A 15,300-nucleotide genomic window follows, 5' to 3' on the forward strand; every position below is an offset into this window, starting at 1 on the left:
GGACGTTGCATGACCGATCACGCTTTGCTTCTGGTCAACCTGGGCTCTCCGGCCTCCACCTCGGTGGCCGATGTGCGCAGCTACCTCAATCAATTTCTGATGGACCCCTACGTGATCGACCTGCCATGGCCGCTGCGGCGGTTGCTGGTGTCGCTGATCCTGATCAAGCGCCCCGAGCAATCGGCCCATGCCTACGCCTCGATCTGGTGGGAGGAGGGCTCGCCGCTGGTGGTGCTCAGCCGCCGCTTGCAGGAACAGATGACCCGGACGTGGAAACACGGCCCGGTGGATCTGGCGATGCGTTATGGCGAGCCGTCGATCGAAACCTGTCTGCTGCGTCTGGTCAAAGCGGGACATAAGAAGATCACGCTGGCGCCGCTGTACCCGCAGTTCGCCGACAGCACCACGACCACGGTGATCGAAGAAGCCCGGCGCGTGCTGCGCGAGAAGAAGCTCGACGTGCAGTTGTCGATCCTGCAACCGTTCTACGATCAGCCGGAATACATCGAGGCACTGGCCGCCAGCGCGCGTCCGCATCTGCAGCAGGATTACGATCATCTGCTGCTGAGCTTTCATGGCTTGCCGGAGCGCCATCTGAGCAAACTCGACCCGACGGGCAATCACTGCCTCAAGGGCGCCGATTGCTGCCAGACTGCCTCGCCGGCGGTATTGGCGACCTGTTATCGCGCGCAGTGTTTCCGTACCGCCGCCGCCTTCGCCAAAAGTATGGGCCTGGCGGACGGCAAATGGTCGGTGTCGTTTCAGTCGCGCCTGGGCCGGGCGAAATGGATCGAGCCGTACACCGAAGCGCGGCTGGATGAACTGGCGAAAAGCGGGGTGAAAAACATTATGGTGATGTGCCCGGCGTTCGTCGCCGATTGCATCGAGACGCTTGAAGAGATTGGCGATCGCGGCAAGGAACAATTCCGCGAAGCGGGGGGCGAGGAGTTGGTGCTGGTGCCGTGCCTGAACGACGACCCGCAATGGGCCAAGGCCTTGGCCACGCTTTGCGAACGAGCGCCGCTGGCCCTTTAAAAGCTTCGCGAGCAGGCTCGCTCCCACAGGTTGAAATGCATTCCAACCTGTGGGAGCGAGCCTGCTCGCGAATGCGGTGTATCAGGCGATGAAGCTCTAAAGACTTAAATCAGCGGCTCATCCGCCTTCTTCTGCTTCCAGCCATCATTGCCCGGCAGGATCAGGTTCAGCGCAATCGCCACCACCGCGCACAGCGCGATGCCTTTGAGGCCGAAGTCATCAGGACCGGTGCCGGTGCCGACCAGCACGCCGCCGATACCGAACACCAGCGTCACCGAAACAATCACCAGGTTGCGCGCTTCGCCCAGGTCGATCTTGTGGCGGATCAGGGTGTTCATGCCCACCGCTGCGATCGAACCGAACAGCAAGCACAGAATCCCGCCCATCACCGGCACCGGAATGCTCTGCAGCAGCGCGCCGAACTTGCCGATGAACGCCAGGGTGATGGCGAAGATCGCCGCCCAGGTCATGATTTTCGGGTTGTAGTTCTTGGTCAGCATCACCGCGCCGGTCACTTCGGCGTAAGTGGTGTTGGGCGGGCCGCCGAACAGGCCGGCAGCAGTGGTGGCGATGCCGTCACCGAGCAGGGTGCGATGCAGGCCCGGCTTCTTCAGGTAATCGCGACCGGTCACGCTACCCACGGCAATCACGCCGCCGATATGCTCGATCGCCGGGGCCAGTGCCACCGGAACGATGAACAGAATCGCCTGCCAGTTGAACTCGGGCGCGGTGAAGTGCGGCAGGGCGAACCATGGCGCTGCAGCAATCTTCGCCGTGTCGACCACGCCGAAATAGAACGACATGGCAAAGCCCACCAGCACGCCGGAAATGATCGGCACCAGACGGAAGATGCCCTTGCCGAAGACCGCCACGATCAGCGTGGTCAGCAGCGCCGGCATGGAAATCATCATCGCCGTCTGATAGTGAATCAGCTCGGTGCCGTCACCGGCCTTGCCCATCGCCATGTTCGCGGCAATCGGCGCCATGGCCAGACCGATCGAGATGATCACCGGACCAATCACCACTGGCGGCAGCAAACGGTCAATGAAGCCGGTGCCTTTGATTTTCACGGCGAGGCCGAGGAAGGTGTAGACGAAACCGGCCGCCATCACCCCGCCCATGGTCGCGGCGAGGCCGAACTGGCCCTTGGCGAGGATGATCGGCGTGATGAAGGCGAAGCTCGACGCGAGGAACACCGGCACCTGACGCCCGGTGACGATCTGGAACAGGATCGTCCCCAGACCCGCGGTGAACAGTGCCACGTTCGGGTCCAGGCCGGTGATCAGCGGCATCAGCACCAAGGCGCCGAAGGCCACGAACAGCATCTGCGCGCCGGACAGCACCGTGCGCCAGAGCGGATCGTTGAACTCTTGCTGCATGGTCACGCGTCCTTCTGCTTGGTGCCGAAGATCTTGTCACCAGCATCGCCAAGCCCAGGAATGATGTAGCCGTGCTCGTTCAAGCGTTCATCGATGGACGCGGTGTAGATGGTCACGTCCGGGTGCGCCTGTTCGACCGCAGCAATGCCTTCCGGCGCGGCCACCAGGACCATGGCGCGGATGTCGCGGCAACCGGCCTTTTTCAGCAGGTCGATGGTGGCAACCATGGAGCTGCCGGTGGCGAGCATCGGGTCGATGATCATCGCCAGGCGTTCGTCGATTTCCGGTACCAGTTTTTCCAGGTAGGTGTGCGCTTGCAGGGTTTCTTCGTTGCGGGCAACGCCCACAGCGGAGACCTTGGCGCCCGGGATCAGGCTGAGCACGCCTTCGAGCATGCCGATACCGGCACGCAGGATCGGCACGACGGTTATCTTCTTGCCGGCGATTTTCTCCACCGACACGGTGCCGCACCAACCGGCAATGTCGTAGGATTCGAGCGGCAGATCTTTTGTAGCTTCATAGGTCAACAGGGCGCCGACTTCCTGAGCGAGCTCGCGGAAATTCTTGGTGCTGATGTCAGCGCGGCGCATCAGGCCGAGTTTATGACGGATCAGCGGATGGCGGATCTCGAGGATGGGCATGGGAAAGGCTCCGGCGGCGGGCAAAAAAACCGGCCTAGATTAATCTATCCGAGGGTGATGTCCTATAGGACATTCTGTACGTTAGTCCATAAGAGCTTGATTCGACCTCGCGGGATGCGTACCTTTGCCCGCTTTTCCAATTCCGCCAACCCCTTGGAGAGCGCCATGTCCGCTGATCTCGAGCATATCCGTCAAATCATGCGAGAGGCTGACTGCCTGTACACCGAATCTGAAGTCGAGGCGGCCATCGCCCGCGTCGGTGCACAAATCAACGAACAACTGGCTGACAGCAATCCGGTGGTGTTCTGCGTGATGAACGGCGGCCTGATCTTCTCCGGCAAACTGCTGACGCATCTGCAATTCCCGCTGGAAGCGTCCTACCTGCACGCGACCCGTTATCGCAACGAAACCAGCGGCGGCGACCTGTTCTGGAAAGCCAAGCCGGAAGTCTCGTTCATCGACCGCGACGTGCTGATCATCGACGACATCCTCGATGAAGGACACACCCTGGGCGCGATCATCGACTTCTGCAAACACGCCGGCGCGCGCAAAGTACACACCGCCGTGCTGATCGACAAGGATCACGACCGCAAGGCGCGCCCGGACCTGAAAGCCGATTTCGTCGGCCTGCCATGCATCGACCGCTACATCTTCGGCTACGGCATGGACTACAAGGGCTACTGGCGCAACGCCAACGGGATTTACGCCGTTAAAGGCATGTAAGAACCTGCATTGCCCCCTTTGGGAGCGAGCCTGCTCGCGAAGGCGTCGTGTCAGTCAGCATCATTGAAAACTGACACACCGCTTTCGCGAGCAGGCTCGCTCCCACAGTGTTTTTGTGTGTGCTGATCCATCCGCGTTACCCATGCTAGAGTGCTCGGCCCCGCCCTCCGGAGCCTGTCATGCGCCTCTTGATCCGCAGTCTCGCCGCCCTGTTGCTGTCTCTCAGCCTGCCGCTGTCCGCCGCGCCGATGCACAGCCAGTTCCTGCCGCCGGACGATCTGACCCTGCGCGACGCTGAACCCGAGCAGCAGCAACTGCTGCAAGTCAGCGAGTATTCGGTGGTGGTCGGTGCGCAGCGCCAGTCCAATCAGCAGCCGATTCCGGTCACCTCATCCTTGTTGATCCGCCTCAAAGGCAAATCGCTGAACAAGGGCGCGAGCATTTCTCAGGTGCTGGTGAGTTTCGACGGCGAAAGCAAAAGCCTGAAAAAGCCGGCCTACGATGACAAAAGCAAAACCCTGACGCTGTTCTATCCGCTCGCTCAGTACCGCGTGGTGATGGATCTGCTGCGTAATGACACGGTGTATGTGCAGTTCCTCAGTTATGCCAATGGCCATATCTGGGCCGATTTGCACACCGGGGCAATTCGTCCGCGTTGAGCCGGGCGGTCGGGCAGGGGTAAACTGCCCGCCCCGTGTCATGTCTGCGAGCTGGAGTCGGCAATGCGTAAAGATAAGAAACAAGTGATTGGTGACGAGATCGGCGATGAGCAGATCAAGCTGTTCCTCGATTTTGAGCCGGTCGACGCCACTTCGCCGTCGCTGCACAAACTGATCAAGGCCTACCGCGGTTTGCGCATCGATGACTTCGAGCGCTTTCTGGGTTTCTTCGTTGCGGCGGGTTATGACGTCGATGGCAAGGATGAGCAGGGCAAGACTTTCGTTGACCTGATCGCCGATCAGCGCAACGCCCCGGAATACATTGAACTGATCGAAAAGTCCCGCGGTTAAGGGCAAAAGACAAGATCAAAAGATCGCAGCCTTCGGCAGCTCCTACATCGGATTTATGTTGGCCCTGTAGGAGCTGCCGAAGGCTGCGATCTTTTGCTTTTCAAGGCCATAAAAAAACGCCCCGATCGGGGCGTTTTTTCATGCCGCAAGATCAAGCGAAGCTTGGTGTCTCGCTGCTTTCTTCAACCAGTTCCAGGGCGATGTTGTTCTGCGTGTTGATCTTGCGATACAGCGCAGCATCGGTTTCCAGAACCTTTTCACGGGCCGGGAAGATCTCCGCCAGTTTGCTTGCCCACTCGCCGGACGCCTTGGCCGGGAAGCATTTTTCGATCAGCTCGAGCATGATCGAAACGGTCACCGACGCACCTGGCGATGCGCCGAGCAGGGCAGCGAGGGAGCCGTCTTTCGCTGCGACCAGTTCGGTACCGAACTGCAAGATGCCGCCCTTTTTCGGGTCCTTCTTGATGATCTGCACCCGTTGGCCGGCCACTTCCAGGCGCCAGTCTTCGGCTTTCGCCTGCGGGTAGAAACGGCGCAGGGATTCCAGACGCTGTTCCATCGACTGCATCACTTCGCTGACCAGGTACTTGGTCAGGTCCATGTTGTTTTTCGCCACCGCCAGCATCGGCCCGATGTTGCCGGCGCGCACCGACATTGGCAGGTCCATGAAGGAGCCATGCTTGAGGAACTTGGTGGTGAAACCGGCGTATGGCCCGAACAGCAGGGATTTCTTGCCGTCGACGACGCGAGTGTCGAGGTGCGGCACCGACATCGGTGGCGAACCCACGGCCGCCTGGCTGTAGACCTTGGCCTGGTGGTGCTTGACCACTTCCGGGTTATCGCAACGCAGCCACTGGCCACTGATCGGGAAGCCGCCGAAGCCTTTGCTTTCTTCGATGCCCGAAGCCTGCAGCAACGGCAGGGCCGCGCCACCGGCACCGAGGAAGACAAACTTTGCGTCGACTTCGCGGGTGTTGCCGTTGTTGACGTCCTTGATGCTGACGGTCCAGCCGGCGCCGTTACGCTTGAGGCCGGTCACGCGCTTGCAGTATTTGACCTGGGTGTCCGGAGCACTGCTCAGGTGCTTGAGCAACTGATTGGTCAGGGCGCCGAAGTTGACGTCGGTGCCGTTCATTACGCGGGTAGCGGCGAGGACTTCGTCGGGCGAGCGGCCCGGCATCATCAGCGGCATCCACTCGGCCATCTTGCCCTTGTCTTCGGTGTATTCCATGTCGGCAAACGCGTGGTGCTTGCTCAGGACATTGAAGCGTTCCTTGAGGAACGACACACCGCTCTCGCCCTGAACGAAACTCAGGTGCGGTACCGGACTGATGAAGGATTTGCACGAGCCGAACGTGCCTTTTTTGGTCAGGTACGACCAGAACTGCTTCGACACCTCGAACTGGGTGTTGATGTGCACGGCTTTCTTGATGTCGACGCTGCCATCGGCGGCCTGCGGCGTGTAGTTCAGCTCGCACAGGCCGGCGTGACCGGTACCGGCGTTGTTCCACGGATTGGAACTCTCGGCGGCGCCGGAATCCATCAGCTCGACGACTTCCAGCTTGATCGCGGGGTCGAGCTCTTTGAGCAGTACGGCCAGGGTGGCACTCATGATGCCGGCCCCTACCAGAACTACGTCGACTGCTTCGTTATGCGCCATTTAACGCGTCTCCCAAATCTGCAGCACCAAATTGTCGGCATGGCTGCCAGGCGTTCCAGGGCAGGTCAGTGGGCCCGGGCTATCCGTGGTCAGGTGGGCCATGTCCGAATCTTCGCAATTTTTCGCAACTTCGACGGATGCGTGCGGCCTGGTTTCAAGCGTTCCATGAACGCATTTTCGCGCAGGGCTGGCAATTCGACTTATGGTCGAGTCATCCGTTTTCGTGCAACCAAATCCGTAGCGGACAGGCTTCAGGCTCCGATGTTCGAGGTGTACCCGGTCCTGTGTCGTTGGGCTGTTTCAGACGCTAATGGTGCATGTTCAGACGCAAAACTATTCATTTGCTCGCCACACTCTTGTGAAGTTGTGAAAACCCGTTTTTTTCACGCTCTTTTGAAGACGTGAACCTCAAAAAAGGGCTGCCTTGGCCTGGCACCTGCCCGCTAGGGCAAAACAACGCGGTGGCCGAGCGAATGACAGCTCTGCAGATTCGCGAAAAGCGGGTTTTTGCCGGAAGAACAGGCAAGCGCGCCAACTTCACTCGATCTGTGTGGGCGGCTCTCTGTGGGCGATTTTGATGTCGATGCATGCGCATTGACGCTGTTGCGGGGCCCGATCAGGAGACGTCCTTATAATCGGGGGGAGATTGTAGCGAAGAAATGCGCGCAGTTGCTCGTGTTTAATGACTTTTATTAGGCATCCGGTCAGATGCTCAACTGCACCTGACCCCGTGCGCGCATTTGTCGCGGTACGACCCGGGCGCTGGCGGGCAGCGGCTGGTTCAACCAGGTCAGGCGGATTTCTTCGATTTCCACCCAACCATCGCCCATCGGTTGCAGGCTGCACTGCTTGAAAGCCTGGCAACGGCCGTTGCGGTCGAGCAGGGCGAAGCTGCGATGCAGCGGGCGTGGGGCGAACAGCGAGATCAGATAACGCATGGCAGAGTTCCTTGAAGGAGGACTGCTTTGAAGCTTGCAGGTGAGCCGTGACGCCAGGGTGTATGGACGGTGAAGAATGTGTGACAGGAACCGCTTTCGGTGGGGTTTGTCTGACATTGCAGTATTCACTGTGCGGCGCTGGTTACGCGCAGTGGCCCACCGCTATACTGCCGGCCTGTTTGTGCCTGATTCTGGAGAGAAGAGCATGTTGCAACGCCTGTTGTTCGGTTTGATCACTGTCGCCGGTTTGACCCTCGCCGGCTGCGCCCACAGCCCGCAACAACTGAATCCGGAGCCGAAGCTGACCACGCAACTGCCAGCGGTCGGTCGCGGCCAGCCTGTCATCGTGCGTGTGGTCGACGGTCGTCCGTCGCCAACCCTCGGCACCCGTGGCGGTCTGTACCCGGAAACCAGCGCCATCACCGTGCAGCGCGAGCAGATCCTGCCCAAGCTTCAGGCCCAGGCCGAAGCCGCCGTACGCCTGCTCGGCTTCACCCCGACCACTAACGCACCCAACGCGCCGCAGCTGACCGTGACCTTGGCCGAGCTGAAGTACCAGTCGCCGAAAGAAGGCATGTACGTGACCGAAGCGACCATCGGCGCGACCTTCCGCTCCGACGTGCAGAACGCCAACCGCCGCTACAGCGGCCGTTACGGTGCTTCGCTGGACCAGCGCTTCGGCATGGCGCCGAATCAGGAAACCAATACCAAACTGGTCAGCGATGTATTGAGTGATGCGCTGACGCGTCTGTTCAAGGACCCGACCGTGGGTCAGGTGCTCGCTGAGTAAGTTTGCAGCGAATGTGAAAAAGCCCGGGGCCAGTGATGGTTCCGGGCTTTTTTTGGATCTGAGATTTGTGTCGTATGGGAAATCGATTCCCCTCACCCCAGCCCTCTCCCGAGGGAGAGGGAGCCGATCGCGTGTGCTCCAAAACCTGAGTTCGGCGCGGTATCTCAAGTCGGCGTATCTACCGCAAACACCTCGGTCAGTCCCCTCTCCCCAAGGAGAGGTAGCCGATCGCGTGTGCTTCAAAACCTGAGTTCGGCGCGGTATCTCAAGTCGGCGTATCTACCGCAAACACCTCGGTCAGTCCCCTCTCCCCAAGGAGAGGGAGCCGATCGCGTGTGCTTCAAAACCTGAGCTCGGCGCGGTATCTCATGTCGGCGTATCTACCGCAAACACCTCGGTCAGTCCCCTCTCCCTCTGGGAGAGGGCTAGGGTGAGGGTGCTCTTGACGTTCAGGCAGCCTGAGAATAGAAATCGAGCACGCTCACTCCGGTCAACAAATCGGTCTCGGGCAAGTCCGCATGCTGATGCCCGCCCAGCGCGCAATACACCAGCCAGTGCCGGTCCTGCACGTTGAAGGCGAGGCTGCCGACCAGGCTTTGCTGGTCGTCGTAAGGAGTGATGAGGTACAGGCGATCCTGGTTTTCCGCGTGCAGCATGTCGCATTCCATTCGGGTTTCGAGGCGCGCAGGGTGAAGCATCCACGTGACGATGCCATGACACAGGACAGCCATCGGTCGATTGTCAGGTTATTTGTCGCAAAGGCTGGGGCAGGGCGTCAGGGTTTGGGTAGAATCCGCGCCGCGGTCGTCGGTCTGGCGTCTGCCACACCGGTTAAGTTCGAGGTCTGTGATGTCGCTGCACTTGATGACGCTGTTTACCGCCCATCCCGCCAAGTTGATCAACCTGCTGGCCTTGCTCCTGGCCTTTCCGGGCAGTTGGCTGCTGCACGCGACCCGCCGCCGTGAGCAACGCGCCCAGGCCAGTCTGGCGGCACAGCGCCAGGCGCAGCCGAATGCCGAGCCGATGCTCGATTGGGCGACGTTGCGCATGAACCGGTTTTTCTATCGTTTTGGTTTTGCTTGCCTGGGGCTTGCTTTGATCGTCTCCTGGATCAGCACCCGCTTTTAAAAGCAAAAGATCGCAGCCTTCGGCAGCTCCTACAGGATGTACATCATTCCCATGTAGGAGCTGCCGAAGGCTGCGATCTTTTGATCTTGCTGTTGCTTTACAGCGGCAATCCAGCCTTGACCCGATACTGATTGCGCACCGGCGTCGCATATTGCAGCACCAGGTACGGCCGATGCTCAGCGGGGCAGGCATCCAGTCGGCTCTGCCATTCATCCTGCGCCTTGGCCAGTTCGTCAGCCGGAAACACCTCGACCGCTTTCGGGACATTCAGTTGCGGGTCGGCATCCGCCCACTGCGCGTACGCCAGGTAATGCACCGGGAACAACCGGTAGCCGCCGAGAATCTGCTTGTCCATCTCGATCGCCAATTGCTTGGTGTCCTCGAACACTTCGGTGATCGGCGCGGCAAAGTTCACGTGGACCCGGCCCTTGTAGCCGGTGATGCCCTTGGCGATGCTCACGTCATCCTCGCCCGGCGCCTTGGCGTAGGTGCCGGTGGTGGCGCGGATGTAGAGTTCGCGGGCCTTGGCCTGGTCGCACGGGTCGTACTCATAGCTGATCGACACCGGCGTCACGTTGAGCGAGCGGATCACTTCGCCGAACGGCTCGTCCTTGCGGCTCATGTGGAACATCTTGAGGATCGCCGACTCGGTGCGGTCGTCGCCGTCCTTCGCCCGACCTTCAGCCTGAGCAATCCAGATCGACGCGCAATCGTTGCGGATCGAGTGGTTGATGTACGCCGACAGCAATTGATACGCAGCCATTTTCTCGCGACGGCCGGTGATCGAACGGTGGACGATGAAGCTCTTGTTCAAGCGCATCAGGTCACTGACAAACGGCTTTTGCAGCAGGTTGTCGCCTATCGCGATGCGCGGTGTCGGCAGGCCGGCGTGGTACACGGCGTAGTTGACGAAGGCCGGGTCCATGACGATATCGCGGTGGTTGGCGATGAACAGGTAGGCGCTGCCGGACTTGAATTGCTCGACACCGGTATAGGTCACGCCGTCGGTGGCGCGCTCGATGGTGTGGTCGACGTAGAACTCGACTTTGTCCTGTAAGGTAGCCACGGAATTCACGTCGGCAAACTCACGACGCAGCCGATGGGCTATAAGAGGTTTGAGCATCCAGCCGAAGGCACCGGCAAAACGCGGGAAGCGGAAGTGGGTGAGGATATCTAGAAACGCCTTGTCGCCGAGCAGCCTTGCCAGTACCGCAGGTACTTCGCTGTCGTCGTAAGGTCGGATGGCATCGAATTCGCCCATCATGCTCTCTTGTTGGAAACGGCTAGGGTAAGTAAAGGGTTTGATCGAAAACCCGCAGGGCACGGTCTGAAAAGTAGCCAGACAAAAATAGCCCTGCAAATAGACCGGCGATTATACGCACAAGTCACTGGGGAGACCGCGATGCTGGAAAATGCACTGTATGAATGTCCGTATTGCGGTGAGGAAGTCGAGACCACGCTGGATTTGTCCGCTGGAGATCAGACGTATATCGAAGACTGCCAGGTGTGCTGTCGTCCGATCACCTTTGTCCTGCAGGTACATGAAGAAGAGTGGCATCTGGAAGTCTTCAGCGAAAACGAGTGAGGGCCGCGTATGCAGCGCATCTACGAACCGGCGAACCTGATGGAGGGCGAAATGCTCAAGGGCATGCTTGCCAGTGAGGGGATCGAGGCGCATCTGATCGGTCGTGATCTGGTGGGCGGTGCGGGTGAATTGCCGATCTTCGGCCTGCTCTGGCTGTCGGTGGATAACGATCAGGCCGAATACGCCCGCGAGTTGATCACCGCGTACAATGCCGCGCTGCCGCTGCCCGGCGACGAACCGGAAAGCTTCCCCGGGACGCTGGTCTGTTAGGCTGGCCTTCGTTTTATTCAGAGTCGTGTTGCCCCATGTGTGGACGTTATGCCCTGTTTCGCTGGAACCGCGAGTTCGCGGCCCTGCCAGGTTTTCCCGCCGATCAGCAGGCGCAGTGGAACATTTCCCCGAATGATTCGGTGTTGATGCTGCGTGCCGAAGAAGACGGCCAGCGCACGTTGGCCCGTGCGCGCTGGGGTCTGACGCCGCCGTGGCTGACGGATCTGTCGAGGACTCCGGCCCACGCCCGCGCGGAAACCGTGGCCGAACAGCCGATGTTTCGTGAGGCGCTGCGTCTGCGGCGTTGCCTGCTGCCGGCTAACGGCTTCTACGAATGGCGCGGCACCCAGCGCAAGCGGCCTTACTGGTTGACGCCGGGGGAGGGCTCGTCGTTGTTTTTCGCCGCGATCTGGGAAGCGTATCCGGTGCAGGAGCAGGTCTGGCTGAGCACGGCGGTGATTACTCAGTCGGCGGCGAGCCAGCGGCGGCCGTTGATTCTTGATGAAGCGGGGCAGGCTGCCTGGCTTGATCCCGAAACGCCGCTGCATGTCTTGCAGGGTTTGCTCGCCAGTGAACCGGCGGCGCTGCGCGAGCGGGTGCTGGCGAATCTGGTGAATGATCCGAAGTTGAACGGGCCGGAGTGTTTGACCCCGGCTTGATTTGCGTGGATCAAAAGCCCCTCACCCCAGCCCTCTCCCGGAGGGAGAGGGAGCCGAATGGGGGATGCTTGAGAGGTACACCGACCTGAACGATCTGTTGTGAATCCATAATCGACTGTTTTTTTCAGGTCGATGTATAACGCAAGACATCGCGGTCGGTCCCCTCTCCCACCGGGAGAGGGCCAGGGTGAGGGGCTCTTGATCTTTCAGACCTTGAACTGATTGATCAACCGCCGCTGCTGTTCCGCCAGTTTGGTCAACCCGGCGCTCGCCGAACTCGACTCATCCGCACCGCCCGCCACTTCATTCGCCACCTGACCGATATTGATCACATTGCGGTTGATGTCGTCGGCCACTGCGCTTTGCTCTTCGGCCGCACTGGCAATCTGCGTGTTCATGTCGTTGATCACCGACACCGCCTGGGTAATCGTTTCCAGTGCCTCGGCCGCTTTCGCCGCGTGTTGCACGCTTTCGTCGGTGCGGTTCTGGCTGTCTTCCATCACACGCACCACATCGCGCGTGCCCTGTTGCAACTGCTGGATCATGCTCTGAATCTCTTCAGTGGCCTTCTGGGTTTTCTGCGCCAGATTGCGCACCTCGTCGGCGACCACGGCAAAACCGCGACCCTGCTCGCCGGCCCGGGCGGCTTCGATTGCCGCGTTCAGTGCCAGCAGATTGGTCTGTTCAGCGATGCCGCGAATGGCGGTGAGGATGGCGTTGATGTTTTCGCTGTCCTTGGCCAGCGTCTGCACCACCTCGACAGCCTTGCCGATTTCCACCGCCAGTACGCCAATCGAATTCGAGGTGTCACGGACGATCTGCATGCCCTGGCTGGCGGCCTGATCGGCGTGGCTTGCCGCTTGTGCGGCCTGGGTGGCGTTGCGCGCCACGTCCTGGGCGGTGGCGGTCATTTCCTGCACCGCTGTCGCCACCTGATCGATCTCGGCCATTTGTTTCTGCACGCCGATGTTGGTGCGGATAGCGATGTCGGCGGTGTGTTCCGAGGAATCGCTCACGCTCTGCACCGAGGTCACCACCTGGGTAATCATCGCCTGCAACTTCGCGAGGAAAGTGTTGAAGCCTTTGGCAATCGAGCCCAATTCGTCGCTGCGGTCACTGCTCAAGCGACGGGTCAGATCGCCTTCGCCCTGAGCGATGTCATCGAGCATGGCGACCATTTGTTTGAGTGGCCGCGCGATGCCGTGACCCACCAGCCAGATCACCAGCAGGCCGATGCCGGCGATGATCAGGCCGACCATGGCCATGCCGAAGGTGTCGGACTTGCGCTGGGCATCAAGGTCGGCCTGCAGGGTTTGCAGATCGGCCATGACGGCGTTGAGCGGCAATTGCAGCATCAGCGTCCAGCGTGCGTCGGTCTGGCCGATGCCGAACGGCAGGTACAGTTCGATGCGGCCCTTGGCCTGATTCACCGAATAGGTGACCTCGTCGCGCTTGAGGTTGGCGAGATTGCTGGCCTGTTCGGCGTCGAGGATGTCGCTGACTTTTTCACCGAATTTGCTCGAATCCTTGGTGTAGGCAACGATCCGCCCGTTGCCGCCGACCAGGGCCATTTCGCCTGCACCGCTGTAGAGTTTCTGGTTGGCGGCGAGGAGCATGTCCTGAATGAAGTTCACCGAGAGGTCGGCGCCGACGATGCCCTGGAACGCGCCGTTGACCATGATCGGTTCGATGAACGAGGCGAGCATGACGATCTTGTCACCGACCTTGTACGGTGCCGGGTCGATCACACAGGGTTTCTTCGTCTCTTTCGAGCACAGGTAGTACTCGCTGGCGCGCACCCCGGTGGACAGGGTTTTCTGGTCGTCGACATCGGCCAGTTTGTCCACGCCCAGGCTGCCGTCGGTATTGCGGAACCACCACGGCAAAAAGCGCCCGGTGGCCGGGTCGATACCGACCACGGCGCTGCCGATGTAGGCCGCGTCATTCTGGTCCAGCGCGTTTTTTTCCCAGCCGATGTAGGTGCCGAGAATCTTCGGGTTTTTTTCGACGTTTTCCTTGATCAGGCTGATCAGTTGTTCGCGGCTGAGACTCAGGCGCGGCTGGCCGTCGGTGCCGGTTATACCGAGCAGGGCGTTGACCCGTACCAGGCCGCCGGCAATCAGCAGTGGCGCTTCGAGTTCGCGCTGGATCTGGCTGACCTGGGTCTGCGCCAGCGAAGTCAGGCGCTGTTCGATGACTTGCTCGAATTGCGCCTGGGTGCGCTGTTGCACCATTTCTTGAGTGCGAGCCCCCGAGAACAGCGCGTACAGCACCAGCGCCGCGACCACGCTGAGAACGATGGCGCCGGCCAGGGCGGCGACGGAAAACTGGATCGACTTGAACTTCATGGGAGCTCCGCACGCAAGAGGACAATCTGCGAGGGATTTATCGGCGGGGCGTGCAGGGCCATGAGAGACGTTGGTCGGAATCGGCCCGCGATGTCGCTGATGGATCGGTGCACGGCGGATTCAATGCGCGTTGAGGAATTTCCAGCCAGACTTGCGGCCTTAGGTGGATGTACGCGCAATGCGTCCGTTGTATCTGGCGCCGATACAATTAGCCGCCTAGGATACGCCTCAGGTTTTCAGGGAGCTTTTGAATGAACAAGACATTAGTGGTAAGTGCTTTGAGCGCAGCGCTGTTGCTGGCCGGTTGTCAGTCGGTCAACACCACCAGCGGCGGTGCCGTGGGCGTGGAGCGCAAGCAGTACATGTTCAGCATGCTGTCCTCGCAAGAGGTCGATCAGATGTACGCGCAGTCGTATCAGAAGACCGTCGGTGAGGCGTCGAGCAAAGGTGTGCTGGACAAGACCAGCCCGGAAGCCAAACGCGTGCAGACCATCGCCAACCGCTTGATCGCCCAGGCGCCAACCTTCCGCCCGGACGCGGCGCAGTGGCAATGGGAAGTCAATCTGATCAAGAGCGATGAGCTCAACGCCAACTGCGGTCCCGGCGGCAAGATCATTTTCTATACCGGGCTGATCGACAGCCTGAAACTCACCGACGACGAAATCGCTGCGGTCATGGGCCATGAAATCGCCCACGCCCTGCGCGAGCATGGTCGTGAGGCGATGTCCAAGGCTTATGGGATGGAAATGGCCAAGCAGGGCGCCGGGGCCTTGTTCGGTCTGGGTCAGGACAGCCTGGCGCTGGCCGACACCGTGGCCAACTACGGCATGACCTTGCCCAACAGCCGCGCCAACGAAAACGAAGCCGACCTGATCGGCCTGGAACTGGCCGCCCGCGCCGGCTACAACCCGAACGCGGCGATCACCCTGTGGGACAAGATGAGCAAGGCTTCCGAGGGCGCGCCACCGGAATTCATGAGCACCCACCCGGCATCAAGCAGCCGCATTGCTGCGTTGCAGGCAGCGATTCCGAAGGTGATGCCGCTGTACGAAAAAGCGCCAAAATCCTGAGATTGACGGGCTCATGATCGTTCCCACGCTCTGCGTGGGAATGCCGCAAGGGACGCTCCGCGTT

17 protein-coding genes and 1 pseudogene are annotated in these 15,300 nt (G+C 60.3%); 10 read left to right on the plus strand and 8 right to left on the minus strand.

The features are described from left to right. Positions 1–9: 9 nt before the first annotated feature. Entirely contained in the window at positions 10–1,035 is a 1,026-nt protein-coding gene (gene hemH, locus KVG85_RS24450) for a ferrochelatase (protein ID WP_217865253.1), read from the plus strand. Positions 1,036–1,139: 104 nt separating this feature from the next. On the opposite strand, the gene KVG85_RS24455 is transcribed toward hemH, so the two are convergent. Both KVG85_RS24455 and upp read right to left on the minus strand, forming a co-directional pair. Further along, positions 1,140–2,414, minus strand: a complete 1,275-nt coding sequence (locus KVG85_RS24455; protein WP_016773229.1) for a uracil-xanthine permease family protein — start codon at positions 2,412–2,414, stop codon at positions 1,140–1,142. Between the two features lie 2 nt (positions 2,415–2,416). Then, the gene (gene upp / locus KVG85_RS24460) at positions 2,417–3,055 is read right to left on the minus strand and encodes a uracil phosphoribosyltransferase (protein WP_024014279.1); all 639 of its coding nucleotides are present in this window, start codon (positions 3,053–3,055) and stop codon (positions 2,417–2,419) included. A gap of 165 nt (positions 3,056–3,220) precedes the next feature. Between upp and KVG85_RS24465 the strand changes: the two genes are divergently transcribed. The 3 genes from KVG85_RS24465 (at position 3,221) to KVG85_RS24475 (ending at position 4,788) form a co-directional block, all read left to right on the plus strand. Next, complete coding sequence (locus tag KVG85_RS24465) at positions 3,221–3,778, plus strand: hypoxanthine-guanine phosphoribosyltransferase (RefSeq protein WP_016773231.1); 558 nt, start codon at positions 3,221–3,223, stop codon at positions 3,776–3,778. 179 nt (positions 3,779–3,957) lie between these two features. Continuing rightward, the gene (locus KVG85_RS24470; RefSeq protein ID WP_071173567.1) at positions 3,958–4,437 is read left to right on the plus strand and encodes a hypothetical protein; all 480 of its coding nucleotides are present in this window, start codon (positions 3,958–3,960) and stop codon (positions 4,435–4,437) included. A gap of 63 nt (positions 4,438–4,500) precedes the next feature. Further along, entirely contained in the window at positions 4,501–4,788 is a 288-nt protein-coding gene (locus tag KVG85_RS24475; protein WP_150652030.1) for a PA4642 family protein, read from the plus strand. A 151-nt stretch (positions 4,789–4,939) separates the two neighbouring features. On the opposite strand, the gene mqo is transcribed toward KVG85_RS24475, so the two are convergent. Next, a complete protein-coding gene (gene mqo, locus KVG85_RS24480) occupies positions 4,940–6,448 on the minus strand; it encodes a malate dehydrogenase (quinone) (protein ID WP_024014277.1) in 1,509 nt (502 codons plus the stop codon). A 704-nt stretch (positions 6,449–7,152) separates the two neighbouring features. After that, positions 7,153–7,386: a hypothetical protein gene (locus KVG85_RS24485; RefSeq protein WP_016773235.1), complete on the minus strand. Its 234-nt coding sequence runs from the start codon at positions 7,384–7,386 to the stop codon at positions 7,153–7,155. A gap of 205 nt (positions 7,387–7,591) precedes the next feature. Here KVG85_RS24485 and KVG85_RS24490 point away from each other — a divergent pair, with 205 nt between their 5' ends. After that, positions 7,592–8,176: a YajG family lipoprotein gene (locus tag KVG85_RS24490; protein ID WP_024014276.1), complete on the plus strand. Its 585-nt coding sequence runs from the start codon at positions 7,592–7,594 to the stop codon at positions 8,174–8,176. 449 nt (positions 8,177–8,625) lie between these two features. On the opposite strand, the gene KVG85_RS24495 is transcribed toward KVG85_RS24490, so the two are convergent. After that, on the minus strand, positions 8,626–8,832 hold the full coding sequence (locus KVG85_RS24495) for a hypothetical protein (RefSeq protein WP_016770662.1): 207 nt from the start codon (positions 8,830–8,832) through the stop codon (positions 8,626–8,628). 193 nt (positions 8,833–9,025) lie between these two features. Here KVG85_RS24495 and KVG85_RS24500 point away from each other — a divergent pair, with 193 nt between their 5' ends. Continuing rightward, positions 9,026–9,304 carry a hypothetical protein gene (locus KVG85_RS24500; RefSeq protein WP_016770663.1) on the plus strand — a complete coding sequence of 93 codons (279 nt, stop codon included), beginning with the start codon at positions 9,026–9,028 and terminating at the stop codon, positions 9,302–9,304. Positions 9,305–9,401: 97 nt separating this feature from the next. Here KVG85_RS24500 and KVG85_RS24505 read toward each other — a convergent pair whose 3' ends face one another. After that, a complete protein-coding gene (locus KVG85_RS24505; RefSeq protein ID WP_217865254.1) occupies positions 9,402–10,565 on the minus strand; it encodes a 1-acyl-sn-glycerol-3-phosphate acyltransferase in 1,164 nt (387 codons plus the stop codon). A 141-nt stretch (positions 10,566–10,706) separates the two neighbouring features. Here KVG85_RS24505 and KVG85_RS24510 point away from each other — a divergent pair, with 141 nt between their 5' ends. The 3 genes from KVG85_RS24510 to KVG85_RS24520 are packed head-to-tail and all read left to right on the plus strand — an operon-like array spanning position 10,707 to position 11,818. Continuing rightward, positions 10,707–10,889: a CPXCG motif-containing cysteine-rich protein gene (locus tag KVG85_RS24510; protein WP_016773238.1), complete on the plus strand. Its 183-nt coding sequence runs from the start codon at positions 10,707–10,709 to the stop codon at positions 10,887–10,889. Positions 10,890–10,898: 9 nt separating this feature from the next. Beyond that, positions 10,899–11,159, plus strand: coding sequence for a putative signal transducing protein (locus KVG85_RS24515; RefSeq protein WP_024014272.1), 261 nt, complete (start codon positions 10,899–10,901; stop codon positions 11,157–11,159). A 35-nt stretch (positions 11,160–11,194) separates the two neighbouring features. Further along, positions 11,195–11,818: an SOS response-associated peptidase gene (locus KVG85_RS24520; RefSeq protein WP_217865255.1), complete on the plus strand. Its 624-nt coding sequence runs from the start codon at positions 11,195–11,197 to the stop codon at positions 11,816–11,818. 206 nt (positions 11,819–12,024) lie between these two features. Here the strand turns inward: KVG85_RS24520 and KVG85_RS26390 are convergent, their stop codons facing one another. After that, complete coding sequence (locus tag KVG85_RS26390; RefSeq protein ID WP_370593580.1) at positions 12,025–12,867, minus strand: methyl-accepting chemotaxis protein; 843 nt, start codon at positions 12,865–12,867, stop codon at positions 12,025–12,027. A 12-nt stretch (positions 12,868–12,879) separates the two neighbouring features. Further along, positions 12,880–14,166, minus strand: a pseudogene (locus KVG85_RS26395) (methyl-accepting chemotaxis protein); the annotation flags it as partial. 251 nt (positions 14,167–14,417) lie between these two features. On the opposite strand from KVG85_RS26395, the gene KVG85_RS24530 reads away from it, so the two are divergent. Then, complete coding sequence (locus tag KVG85_RS24530) at positions 14,418–15,236, plus strand: M48 family metallopeptidase (protein WP_016773242.1); 819 nt, start codon at positions 14,418–14,420, stop codon at positions 15,234–15,236. Positions 15,237–15,300: the final 64 nt, after the last annotated feature.

It is taken from the genome of Pseudomonas triticicola, assembly GCF_019145375.1.
GTDB lineage: Bacteria > Pseudomonadota > Gammaproteobacteria > Pseudomonadales > Pseudomonadaceae > Aquipseudomonas > Aquipseudomonas triticicola.

Excerpts from the sequence above, each read along its gene's own strand:
- hemH (WP_217865253.1), top strand. The coding sequence starts at position 10 with ATGACCGATCACGCTTTGCTTCTGGTCAACCTGGGCTCTCCGGCCTCC.
- KVG85_RS24455 (WP_016773229.1), bottom strand. The coding sequence starts at position 2,414 with ATGCAGCAAGAGTTCAACGATCCGCTCTGGCGCACGGTGCTGTCCGGC.
- upp (WP_024014279.1), bottom strand. The coding sequence starts at position 3,055 with ATGCCCATCCTCGAGATCCGCCATCCGCTGATCCGTCATAAACTCGGC.
- KVG85_RS24465 (WP_016773231.1), top strand. The coding sequence starts at position 3,221 with ATGTCCGCTGATCTCGAGCATATCCGTCAAATCATGCGAGAGGCTGAC.
- KVG85_RS24470 (WP_071173567.1), top strand. The coding sequence starts at position 3,958 with ATGCGCCTCTTGATCCGCAGTCTCGCCGCCCTGTTGCTGTCTCTCAGC.
- KVG85_RS24475 (WP_150652030.1), top strand. The coding sequence starts at position 4,501 with ATGCGTAAAGATAAGAAACAAGTGATTGGTGACGAGATCGGCGATGAG.
- mqo (WP_024014277.1), bottom strand. The coding sequence starts at position 6,448 with ATGGCGCATAACGAAGCAGTCGACGTAGTTCTGGTAGGGGCCGGCATC.
- KVG85_RS24485 (WP_016773235.1), bottom strand. The coding sequence starts at position 7,386 with ATGCGTTATCTGATCTCGCTGTTCGCCCCACGCCCGCTGCATCGCAGC.
- KVG85_RS24490 (WP_024014276.1), top strand. The coding sequence starts at position 7,592 with ATGTTGCAACGCCTGTTGTTCGGTTTGATCACTGTCGCCGGTTTGACC.
- KVG85_RS24495 (WP_016770662.1), bottom strand. The coding sequence starts at position 8,832 with ATGCTGCACGCGGAAAACCAGGATCGCCTGTACCTCATCACTCCTTAC.
- KVG85_RS24500 (WP_016770663.1), top strand. The coding sequence starts at position 9,026 with ATGTCGCTGCACTTGATGACGCTGTTTACCGCCCATCCCGCCAAGTTG.
- KVG85_RS24505 (WP_217865254.1), bottom strand. The coding sequence starts at position 10,565 with ATGGGCGAATTCGATGCCATCCGACCTTACGACGACAGCGAAGTACCT.
- KVG85_RS24510 (WP_016773238.1), top strand. The coding sequence starts at position 10,707 with ATGCTGGAAAATGCACTGTATGAATGTCCGTATTGCGGTGAGGAAGTC.
- KVG85_RS24515 (WP_024014272.1), top strand. The coding sequence starts at position 10,899 with ATGCAGCGCATCTACGAACCGGCGAACCTGATGGAGGGCGAAATGCTC.
- KVG85_RS24520 (WP_217865255.1), top strand. The coding sequence starts at position 11,195 with ATGTGTGGACGTTATGCCCTGTTTCGCTGGAACCGCGAGTTCGCGGCC.
- KVG85_RS26390 (WP_370593580.1), bottom strand. The coding sequence starts at position 12,867 with ATGATTACCCAGGTGGTGACCTCGGTGCAGAGCGTGAGCGATTCCTCG.
- KVG85_RS24530 (WP_016773242.1), top strand. The coding sequence starts at position 14,418 with ATGAACAAGACATTAGTGGTAAGTGCTTTGAGCGCAGCGCTGTTGCTG.